The sequence below is a fragment of the Streptomyces sp. NPDC048171 genome, from assembly GCF_043202655.1.
In the GTDB taxonomy this organism is placed as follows: Bacteria; Actinomycetota; Actinomycetes; order Streptomycetales; family Streptomycetaceae; genus Streptomyces.
The window spans coordinates 124,249-132,290 of the sequence record NZ_JBIDAU010000017.1 but is presented as its reverse complement, the minus strand read 5'-3'; the positions used below and the strand labels follow the sequence as shown (position 1 = coordinate 132,290).

At 72.9% G+C, this 8,042-nt stretch carries 6 protein-coding genes and 1 pseudogene; 5 read left to right on the top strand and 2 right to left on the bottom strand.

Annotated features, from left to right (window positions below; genetic code table 11):
- A partial coding sequence (locus tag ACGF3J_RS35930; RefSeq protein WP_393855710.1) for a ScbA/BarX family gamma-butyrolactone biosynthesis protein occupies window positions 1–917 on the bottom strand: 917 nt, incomplete at its 3' end.
- A 292-nt stretch (window positions 918–1,209) separates the two neighbouring features.
- On the opposite strand from ACGF3J_RS35930, the gene ACGF3J_RS35925 reads away from it, so the two are divergent.
- The 4 genes from ACGF3J_RS35925 (at window position 1,210) to ACGF3J_RS35910 (ending at window position 6,747) form a co-directional block, all read left to right on the top strand.
- On the top strand, window positions 1,210–1,431 hold the full coding sequence (locus ACGF3J_RS35925) for an acyl-CoA carboxylase epsilon subunit (protein ID WP_393855709.1): 222 nt from the start codon (window positions 1,210–1,212) through the stop codon (window positions 1,429–1,431).
- Window positions 1,432–2,699: 1,268 nt separating this feature from the next.
- Entirely contained in the window at window positions 2,700–4,292 is a 1,593-nt protein-coding gene (locus ACGF3J_RS35920; protein ID WP_393855708.1) for an acyl-CoA carboxylase subunit beta, read from the top strand.
- A gap of 15 nt (window positions 4,293–4,307) precedes the next feature.
- Complete coding sequence (locus ACGF3J_RS35915) at window positions 4,308–4,928, top strand: ScbR family autoregulator-binding transcription factor (RefSeq protein ID WP_393855707.1); 621 nt, start codon at window positions 4,308–4,310, stop codon at window positions 4,926–4,928.
- A 991-nt stretch (window positions 4,929–5,919) separates the two neighbouring features.
- A complete protein-coding gene (locus ACGF3J_RS35910) occupies window positions 5,920–6,747 on the top strand; it encodes an AfsR/SARP family transcriptional regulator (RefSeq protein ID WP_161331300.1) in 828 nt (275 codons plus the stop codon).
- Here ACGF3J_RS35910 and ACGF3J_RS35905 read toward each other — a convergent pair.
- Complete coding sequence (locus ACGF3J_RS35905) at window positions 6,650–7,897, bottom strand: alpha/beta fold hydrolase (protein WP_393855706.1); 1,248 nt, start codon at window positions 7,895–7,897, stop codon at window positions 6,650–6,652. The two genes, ACGF3J_RS35910 and ACGF3J_RS35905, sit on opposite strands and share 98 nt — an antisense overlap.
- On the opposite strand from ACGF3J_RS35905, the pseudogene ACGF3J_RS35900 reads away from it, so the two are divergent.
- Window positions 7,857–8,042 (top strand): annotated as a pseudogene (locus ACGF3J_RS35900) (Tn3 family transposase); the annotation flags it as partial. The gene ACGF3J_RS35905 and the pseudogene ACGF3J_RS35900 sit on opposite strands and share 41 nt — an antisense overlap.

Sequence of the window (8,042 nt, the reverse complement as noted above, 5' to 3'; positions counted from 1 at the left end):
TGGCTGGGGGTGTGGGTGGTGATGTGGGTGGGTTGGTCGAGTTCGGCGTATTGGGTGAAGTGGGCGGTGAGGTGGTGGGGGTGGGTGGGGGGTTGGTTGAGGGTGTGGGTGGTGGCTTGGCGGGCGGCTTCGAGGAGGAGCATGCCGGGGATGTGGTCGTTGTGGTGGTCGAAGAGGGTGGGGTGGTGGGTGTTGGTGCGGAGTTGGTAGTGGTGGGGGTGGGGGGTGGGGGTGAGGACGACGTCGGTGGGGTGGTGGCGTCCGACGGTGTGGGGGGTGAGGGGGGTGGTGAGGGGGAGGGGGGTGTGTTGGGGGGTGAAGACGTGTGGGGGGCGGATGCGTCGGTAGACGGCGGGGGTGACGACGGTGAAGGAGATTTGGCCGTGTCCGGTGTGGTGTCCGTTGCGCCAGAGGGTGGTGTGGTAGTTCAGGTGGGTGAGGTGGGTGCCGCGTCGTTTGATGTCGGTGCAGGTGATGTCGAGGTCGAGGTCGGCGGGTGCGTGGCCGACGTGCATGTGGCCGGGGTCGACGGTGAGGGTGATGTTTTCGAGCAGGAAGTGGTGTCCGAGGGGGACGCCGAATTCGGCGTGGGCGAGCAGGGCTCCGGCCTGGCGGATCGTTTCAGCGGCGATGAGGGGGTCGTGGGTGCCGTTGAGGGGGGTGAAGAAGCTGTGGCCGCGGGGCCATTGTGCGCGCATGGTGTAGCGGGTCTCGGTGAGGCGTTTCCAGCTGGTGAGCATGACTTCGGCGACGGCTGCCCGGTGGACGAGTTCGCTGGGGACGGTGGAGGTCCAGGGCCCGGGGCCCGCGACGGCCGCCGGGTGCGGCAGGTGCGGCGGGTGGGGCGGGTGGGGTCGGGCTGCGGGTGCCGGCTGCTGGGCGGGTGGTCTGACGGTGTCGAATGTGCTCGCGGTCATCGCTCCCCCAGAACGTGATCGGAGATGGTCTGCGGAGGCCCCAAAAGATAGAGACCACCCGGTTTGATTTCCAGAGGAATCGCATCCTCCGCCGGGGAATGTTGCGAGCCGTTGTCGAGGGCGGGCCGGGTGTGCGGGTCCCGGTGGGGGTCTGTGGGTGTGTGTCGTTGCAGTTGGCGCGGGGCGTGTGGGGGCGGGTGGTGGGGGCCGGCGGGCCGAGTGGTTCTCGAGCGGGGCTGAGGCGGTTGTGCAGCGGGGCGGGGCAGGGTGGCGCTTGTGGAGAGGAGCGGACATGGGTGAACCCGCTGCCCGGGCCCTGGCGTTGCGTATCGAGCGCGGCCGGGCCGGCGATCAGGAACTGGCCGCGCTGACGGCGGTGCTGTGTGCGGTACTGGCCCGGCGGGAGCAGGCCGCAGGCCGTGTGGAGGCTGTGGGGCAGGAGCCGTCCGGTGCCGTGTCCTGGCGGCCGGAGAGCCCCCGGGCGGTCCACCGCCCGCCCCACTGCTGGCGGTAACAGCCCCCGGCCGTCCCGGCTGCCTGCTGTCCGCCGTCCCCTGTCCGTTCTGCGGCCGACGGCAGGAACACGCCACCCCCCGGCCGCTGTTCGCCCCCCGTCCGCCGCACGGCCGGTGGGCAGGGGCCGCCAGACCCCAGACCCAGACCCAGACTCAGACCGAGACCCCCAAGCCCGGGCCGAGACCCGACCCAGACCCCAGACCGAGAGCGAGTGCGAACTCCAGGCCCAGCCCAGGGCCGGACCGAAACCCGAGCCCGGACCGAAACCCAGGCCCAGACCCTGACCCGAAACCCAAGCCCAGACCCAGAGCGAGAGCGAACTCCAGGCCCAGCCCAGGCCGAGGCCGAAAACCCAGATTCCAGAGCCGGATACCGAGACCCAGACCCGAAACCCAGAGCCAAGCCCACGCCCGGATCGAACTCCGAGCCCAGGCCCGAAACCCAGGCCCAGGCCCAGGCCCAAGCTCGGGCCCAAGTCCGAGTCCAAGTCCGAGTCCAAGCCCAGGCCCGTGCCCGGACCGAATCCCGGGCCCAAGTCCAAGCCCAAGCCCAAACCCAAGCCCAAGCCCAAGCCCACGCCCGGATCGAAACCCGAGCCCAGGCCCGAAACCCAGACCCAGACCCAAGCCCAGTGCCCAGGCCCAGGCCCGGACCGGGCCCAGGCCCGGGCGCGGACCCAAGCGCAGACCCAAGTCGAAGTCCAAGCCCGGGCCCGGACCGAATCCCGGGCCCGGACCGAATCCGAGGTCCAGGTCCAATCCCGGGCCCCCAAGTTCCAGACCGAGACCCAATCCAGACCCCAGATTTCCAGGCCAAGCCCGGGCCGAGACCCGGACCCCAAACCTCAGACCGCGAGTGAACTCCAGGCCCAGGCCGGATGCCGGGGCCGAAACCCAGGCCCAGGCCCAGGCCCGGGTCAGGGCCGAGTCCCGGGCTCAGGTTCAGGCGCAGGCGCAGGTCCCGGGCTCAGGTCCCAGGCTCAGGCTCAGGCTCCGGCCTGGGCCGGGGCTCGGCCCCAGGTCCTGCTGCTTTCCCGTTCTTGGTGTGCCGTTTGGGCGTTGGCGGGGGGCCGGGGGTGGCTCCGTGCGGGGGTGCGGGGGTGGGGGCTGCGGCTGTGGTCGTGGCTGGGAGCGGGGGCGGTGGTTGGTGTTCGGTGGGCCGTTTTTCAGCTGATGTGTGTGCGCACGGCACTCACCCCCCTATAAACCGCACAGACGGTTTGTTAGCCTGGGGGTTCGTGCCGGTCGTGCCCGGGAGGGAGGCATCGTGACAGTCCTCAGTGAGGTTTCTCAGGTGGCCGCGGGGCCGGCGGACGGGCGGGGGTGTGTTGCCGAGTTGCAGCAGATCCGTGCGCGGGCGCTGGCCGGGCCGGGGGAGGAGGCGACGGCGGCGCAGTATGCGCGGGGGAAGCTGACGGCGCGTGAGCGGATCGGGCTGCTCCTGGATACGGGTTCGTTTCGTGAGGTGGGGCAGTTGCGGCGGCACCGGGCGTCGGGGTTCGGTCTGGAGGGCCGGCGGCCGTACACCGACGGGGTGGTGACGGGGTGGGGCACGGTGGAGGGCCGCAGGGTCTTCGTCTACGCGCATGATTTCCGTATTTTCGGCGGTGCGCTGGGGGAGGCGCACGCCGCGAAGATCCACAAGGTGATGGACATGGCCCTGGCGGCGGGTGCGCCGCTGGTGTCTTTGAACGACGGTGCGGGGGCGCGTATCCAGGAGGGTGTCTCGGCGCTTGCGGGGTACGGGGGGATCTTCCAGCGCAATACGCGGGCGTCCGGGGTGATCCCGCAGATCAGTGTGATGCTCGGCCCGTGTGCGGGCGGTGCGGCCTACAGTCCGGCGCTGACCGATTTCGTGTTCATGGTCCGGGACACCTCGCAGATGTTCATCACGGGTCCGGACGTGGTCCGGGCGGTCACCGGTGAGGAGATCACCCACAACGGGCTGGGCGGCGCGGACGTGCACGCCGAGACGAGCGGGGTGTGTCATTTCGCCTACGACGACGAGGAGACCTGTCTGGCCGAGGTCCGCTACCTGCTGTCCCTGCTCCCGCAGAACAACCGGGCCGATCCGCCGCGCGTGCAGTGCACCGATCCGCCCGGCCGCCGCTGCGAGCGGCTGGCGGCGCTGGTCCCCGCGGACGGCAGCCGCCCCTACGACATGGCCGAGGTGATCGCGGAGATCGTCGACGACGGCGAGGTGCTGGAGGTCCACGAGCGCTGGGCGGGCAACATCATCTGCGCCCTGGCCCGGCTGGACGGACAGGTCGTGGGCGTCGTCGCCAGCCAGCCCAAGGCCCTGGCGGGTGTCCTGGACATCGAGGCCTCCGAGAAGGCCGCCCGCTTCGTGCAGATGTGCGACGCGTTCAACATCCCGCTCGTCACCCTGGTGGACGTGCCCGGTTTCCTGCCCGGCGTCGGCCAGGAACACGGCGGCATCATCCGCCACGGCGCCAAACTCCTGTACGCGTACTGCAACGCGACCGTGCCCCGCATCTCCCTGGTCCTGCGCAAGGCCTACGGCGGCGCCTACATCGTCATGGACTCCCAGTCCATCGGCGCCGACCTCACCTACGCCTGGCCGGCCAACGAGATCGCCGTCATGGGCGCCGAGGGCGCAGCCGGCGTCATCTTCCGCCGCCGGATCGCCGCCGCCCCCGACCCCGCCGCCGCGCGGGCCCGCATGGTCAAGGAGTACAAGGCCGAGCTCATGCACCCCTACTACGCCGCCGAGCGCGGCCTGGTCGACGACGTCATCGACCCCGCCGAGACCCGCGAGGTCCTCATCGCCTCCCTGGCGATGCTGCGCACGAAACACGCCGACCCGCCCTCCCGCAAGCACGGCAACCCGCCGCAGTAACGGAGCACTTGCGCCATGACCCGACAGCAACGAGCGCTGCGCACCCGCCAGGCGCTGATCACGGCGGCCGCCACGGTCTTCGACCGCGACGGCTACAGCACCGCCTCCCTCACCGCGATCAGCTCCCTGGCCCAGGTCAGCAACGGCGCCCTCCACTTCCACTTCGCGAACAAGGCCGCCCTGGCCGGCGCGGTCCAGCAGGCCGCCGCCCAGCAGCTGGACACCCTCCTCCAGGCCCACCGGGAGCAGGCCGGCAACGCCCTGCAGCTGCTGGTCAACACCTCCCACGGCCTCGCCCGCGCCCTCGCCGCCGACGTGGTCCTGCGCGCCGGCTTCGAACTCTCCCGCGGCCGCGCCCGCACCGGCACCGGCCCCGGCCTGCACCAGCAGTGGCACGCCTGGGTGGGAGCCGCGCTCACCCGCGCCGCCCGCGAAGGCGTCCTGGGCGAGGTCGCCCCCGAGGCCGTCGCGACCTTCGTCGTGGCCGCCACGACCGGCTTCGAGGTACTGGGCACCCGCGATTCCCGGTGGCTCTCCCACACCACCCTCACCCGCTTCTGGCAGCTCCTGCTGCCCCGCCTGGCCGCCGCCCCCGCCCTCACCGGCCTCACCGCCGCCGGCACCCGCCCCCACTGACCCCCCCCGCCATCCGGGGACCCCCGCGCCCCGGCAGCCCGGCCGGCACCAGCCCGCCGGAACCCCGCACCAGCCCACCGCAGCCCTCCGCCCAGCCCGCCCGGCGGCGCCCGCAGCCGCCCGCCCCGCCCGCCCCGCCTGGCGGCGACCGGCGGCGCCCGCAGCCTCCCGCCCCGCCCGCCCCGCCTGGCGGCGACCGGTGGTGCCTGGTGGCGCCCGCCCCGCCCCGGCCCGCCTGGCGGCGACCGGTGGCGTCCGGTGGTGCCCGCAGCCTCCCGCCCCAAGCCCCAAGCCCCGGCGCCCGCAGGCGCCGCCCTGCCCGGGATGCGTGCCTCCCCGCCCCGGGCCGGGGGTGAGTGCCTCCACGCCCCCGGGCCTCCGCCGCCCCCGGCCTCCGCCCCCGCCCCCGGCCTCCGCCCCCGCCCCCGGGCCTCCGCCGCCCCCGGGCCTCCGCCGCCGGCAGCGGAGGCGGGCTGTGCGCGCCCTCTGCCGCGCCCCGGCCTGCTCCGTCCGCCCGCCCTGCTCCGTTTGCCCGTCCGCCCGTCCGCCACGCCGCTGCCGGGCGCCGTTGCCGCCCCGCCCATAACAAGACCGCCTGCCCTGTTTTCTGAGTGCTGTCTCCGCGGTGACGGCCCCGTCCGGGCGTCCGTGCCCCCGGACGGAGTAGCTGCCGGGGGCCGGAATGTGTCCCTCCGGCGTGGCATACCGGCCTTGCCCTCACCGGGGAGATCTCCGCTCGCGGCGGGGCAACTGCCGTCGTGTGAAGGGCCTTCCGTCCTGGTGGCATCCGTGTGTGCCCGGTGTTCCGGCGCCGGTGCCCGCGGGGGCAAGGTGGCCGGATCTGCGTCACTCCCATTGACAAACCGACTGTGCTGTTTTTTTAATCGTCTTCGAGCCAGAGTCGTCGGGTGCCCTCCGGGTGTCCAAGCGGCGGCCCTCGCGGCACGGACCCGCAGCAACCGGCATGGGACTCAAAAAGGGGGACAAGGCAGTGGACATCGAAGTTCTGGGCGCGCTGTCCGTACGCGAGCACGGTGTCTCGATCACACCGACCGCTCCGAAACCGCGTCAGGTGCTGGCGCTGCTGGCCCTGCACGCCGACCGGGTGGTCCCCGTCTCCGCCCTGATCGAGGAGCTGTGGGACGACGAGCCGCCGCGCAGTGCCCGTACCACCCTGCAGACGTACGTGCTGCAGCTGCGCGAGCTGATCGCCGCGGCGCTGGCGGCCGGCGGTGAAGGCGACGTCACCGCCAAGGACGTCCTGGTCACCCTGCCCGGCGGCTACCGTCTGGACAGCCGGGGCGGCCGGGTCGACTTCCGCGAGTTCGAGCAGCGTGCCGGGGCCGGCTACCGGGCCGTGGACGCCGAGGACTTCACGGGTGCCGCACGCAGGCTGCGCGAGGCCCTGTCGCTGTGGACCGGTACCGCGCTCGCCGACGTGAGCGCCGGCAGCCGGCTCGGCCTGGAGGTCAAGCGTCTGGAGGAGTTGCGGCTGTGCGCGCTGGACCAGCGCATCGAGGCCGACCTCAGACTCGGCCGCCACCGCGAACTGCTGTCCGAGCTGACCGTCCTGGTCAACCGGCACCGCATGCACGAGAGCCTGCACGGCCAGTTCATGGTGGCCCTGCACCGCTCGGGACGGCGCGGCGAGGCCTTGAGCGTCTACCAGCGGCTGCGGGCCACCCTCGTGCACGAGCTGGGACTCGAACCGTCCACGACGATCAGCCGGCTCCAGCGCTCCATCCTGACGGCCGCCGCGGAGAGCGCCCCGGCCCGCGGCCCGGAGACCACCGGCCGGGCCGTGGCCCGCGTGGGCTGACCCCACCCCACCCCGCCCCGCCCGTGAGCGGGCAGCGCCCCCCCGCCGCCGCCGCTGCCCGCCGCAACCGCAGGGTCAGGCCCCTCCCGCCGGCCGCGGCCCCCCCCGCCCCCCCCGCGCGGGACCGGCGGGCCGGCTTCAGCACAGCCCCCGCCCCCGCGACCCGGGCGGGCGGCGGGCCGGCCTCCCCCCACCCGGACTGCACCGGGCCGCGCCGACGGCTCCCGCCGACGCCCCCCCCGTGCGCCCACCGGACCCGACACCGGCTGCCCAGGCGGCAGTTCACCTCCCGGGGCGGGCCGGCGCCTCCCCGGCACCCCAACGCCGCCTCCCGGAAAGGCAGTTCACCCTCGCCCCCGGACCTTCCCGGCCGTGTTCTCGTATAGCTGCCGCCACCCGTCATGTAGCGGAGGAACGCCGCCATGGTCGCCACGAACCAGTCGGCGTCGTCGAGCCACGGATAGTGACCTGCTCCCGGCTGCACCGCGAGCGTGGCATCAGGGACCGCTTCCGCGAACTCGGCCGCGGCCACAGGCGGACTGTTCAAATCGAACTCTCCAGTGAGCAACAGAACGGGAGCCTCGCAGGAGGCGAGCGCCGCACGAGTGCTCTTCGGGCTGAAGGCCCCCTCGGCCGCGAAGAGAGCGACAGCTTCCTGGTTGCTCGGCTGGCTGGCTGCGTGGTCCTTCTGTGCCGTGGCGTCCCACCGGCCCCAGAAGAAGGGGGCGACGGCTTCCCAGTCGCTGCCCGTGCCCTCAGTGATCGCTTGCAGGGCGGCGAACGCTGTCGGGAACCACGGCTCGTTCTTCCGGAGCTGCGCGAGCTCGCGCCGAGTCTCTCCCGTGATCGCTACGTCGACAGCTCGGGGACTGGGGCCGATGAGGGCGAGCTTGCTGACCTTCTCCGGGTACCGGGCCGCGTATTGCGTCGCAATGTTCGTGCCGGCGGAGTGGCCGAGCAGGTCTATCCGCGCAAGGCCGAGGCGCTCGCGCAGCGCCTCGACATCGTCGACCAGGCGATCGCAGCGGTAGGAGGAGGTGTCCTGGGAATCGCGGACCGGCCGGTGCCCCGAAGGTCCAGGACGATCAGCCGGCGGTATGTGGACGGGCCACGCGGCCGTCGCGAGGCTCCGAGCCGAGGGCCACGACATCAAGGACGAGGACGTCGCCCGCCTGTCCCCGCTGAAGGACCGGCACATCAACTTCCTGGACCGCTACCTGATCAACAACATCGCCAGCGGCCCCGGGCAGGGCCTGCGACCCTTCCGGGACCCCGGACACGCCCGAGGACGGTGA

Coding starts and splice junctions, on each gene's coding strand:
- ACGF3J_RS35925 (WP_393855709.1), top strand. CDS start 1,210: ATGGGTGAACCCGCTGCCCGGGCCCTGGCGTTGCGTATCGAGCGCGGC.
- ACGF3J_RS35915 (WP_393855707.1), top strand. CDS start 4,308: ATGACCCGACAGCAACGAGCGCTGCGCACCCGCCAGGCGCTGATCACG.
- ACGF3J_RS35905 (WP_393855706.1), bottom strand. CDS start 7,897: ATGTCGTGGCCCTCGGCTCGGAGCCTCGCGACGGCCGCGTGGCCCGTC.